Below are 1948 nucleotides of genomic sequence, written 5' to 3'. Positions count from 1 at the left end.
CGCCGGGCCCATGGGCATCGGAAGGAGCAGGACGGTCAGGGCGCAGACGAGGAAGGTGGCCATGTCCACGAGGAAGGCAGCGGTGTAGCCGAGCAGGGACACGACCACGCCCGACGAGGCGAACCCGGCCACCATGGCCATCGAACGCCCGCTGACCATAAGCGAGTTGGCCCAGGTGTGCCGCCCCTCGCCGACCATGTCCGGGATGGAGCTGCGCAGCGTGACCATGAACAGGGTGCCCGAGGCCCCCACCACCGCGGAGACGGCGAACAGCGTGCCCGTACGGAATCCGTCGGGGGCCAGCACCAGCAGGAGCAGCGCCGCCGCTTGGGCCACGTTGGCCCAGAACATGACGCCCTTCGCGGACCAGCGGGCCAGCACCGCAGCCGCGGCGAGCCCCGCGACGAACCCCGCGGCGAGTCGTACGGCCATGAACACACCGACGGCCAGCGCCCGGTCCGTGACCGCGTAGACGTAGAGGCTGAGCGCCACGACGTTGAGGAAGGTGCCGTACGAGGAGATCGCGTAGCCGGTGACCAGGATCCGGTACCGGCGTTCCTGCAGCGCCGCCGTACCGGACGCCGTACCGGACGTCACGAACGAACCTGCGCCAGGTCGTCCTCGTGTCGTACAGAGTCAGACATGACGGCATCCTTTGCGAACACATGGGCGAAGGGGCTCCGCGCACCATAGGCAACCGGGCCCGTCGTTCGCAGGCAGAAGCCTGAACTCATGATTGTTATGCGGCAGTTGCGAGGCATGACGACTTCCGTGCCGCACGACGACAGTGTTCTGCAGCCCGACAACAGTGTTCTCAGGACAACGAAGTCTCGGGACGACGAGGTCTCAGGACAAAACCTCAGGACAAGGTCTCAGGGCAACGCCGACCGCCTGCCCGGCGAGGGCGGCAGCTGCTGAAGCAGCTCCCAGAGCGGCCGTGAACCCGCCGCCCACTCCCCCAGCGTTCCGCGGTCGACGAGATGCAGCTTCTGGGACTTCGCGAGCGGCTCGCACCCCGCGGTGAAGCGCCCGTTCGTCACGAGAACGACCACGTCACCGCCGTGCAGCTGCCGCCCGGTGCCGTTGAGCACATGCAGATCCGGGGTGCCCACCGCCGATCCCAGGGCCCCGTCCTGCCGGTGCTTGCACTGGATCACCCAGCGCCTGCCGAGCGGATCGGTGGCCGTCACGTCGGCGCCGTTGTCCCCGGCCCCGCCCACCTGTACGGCATCGGCGCATCCGTCACGGCGCATCAGATCCCGTACCGCGAACTCGAAGTCCTCGTGGTGAAGCCCGTCGAGCTGGGGAAGCTCGTACCGCAGCCGCCGCACATGCGCCCGCTCCCACCAGGCCTTCGCAGCCCACTGAGCGAGCCAGAGTGCACCGGCCCCACCCAGGACGGCGGCCAGCAGCGCGATCAACCACCAATTCCCCAACAGCCACTGGCCCACGGCAACACAGAGCCCGCCCCCCGCGGCAGCCGCGACCCCCAGCACCAACGGCCGGGGCCCGCTGGGCTGGACCGGGCTGGAGACCCGCTTCACGGACACCCGCTTCACAGACTTCGAACCCGCCGCCCGCTTCACGGATTTCGAGGTCATCACACGCTTCACAGGCTTACGCCGTGCCCGCCGCACCGGCGCCCGGCGGCTCACCGCCGCCCCCGGACGTGCACACCGTCATTCCTCACGCAAGGATCGGTCCAAGCCACCGTGTCCCCCTAGGCGCACCCGCCCACGGCCACCCCGACCGCCCAACAGGCTTCTGCGCAGGCGCTGTTGACACTAGGTCAGATCCTGCCACCCACCAGGGACGGGAACCCTTTCGGGCCACCCAGAACACCCGCCGGCTCCAGCGGCACGCCACGGACGAGAGCCCGCGCAGCACTCCCGCCCCTCACCCACAGCCCAGAATCTGTCTCTGATACCCATCTGACGCTACCGACGAA

Annotated in this window: 2 protein-coding genes; both read right to left on the bottom strand. The window is 69.0% G+C overall.

Annotation, left to right across the window (positions count from 1 at the left end):
* On the bottom strand, window positions 1-597 hold a 597-nt coding region (locus AOK17_RS52995; RefSeq protein WP_245697755.1), incomplete at its 3' end, for an MFS transporter.
* A 275-nt stretch (window positions 598-872) separates the two neighbouring features.
* Entirely contained in the window at window positions 873-1601 is a 729-nt protein-coding gene (locus AOK17_RS43520) for a restriction endonuclease (protein ID WP_079053622.1), read from the bottom strand.
* Window positions 1602-1948 lie beyond the last annotated feature (347 nt).

The sequence above is a fragment of the Streptomyces phaeochromogenes genome (assembly GCF_001418655.1).
Taxonomy (GTDB): Bacteria; Actinomycetota; Actinomycetes; order Streptomycetales; family Streptomycetaceae; genus Streptomyces; species Streptomyces phaeochromogenes.
Note: the sequence above shows the minus strand (reverse complement) of the source record. Positions and strands in the feature narration are given on the sequence as shown.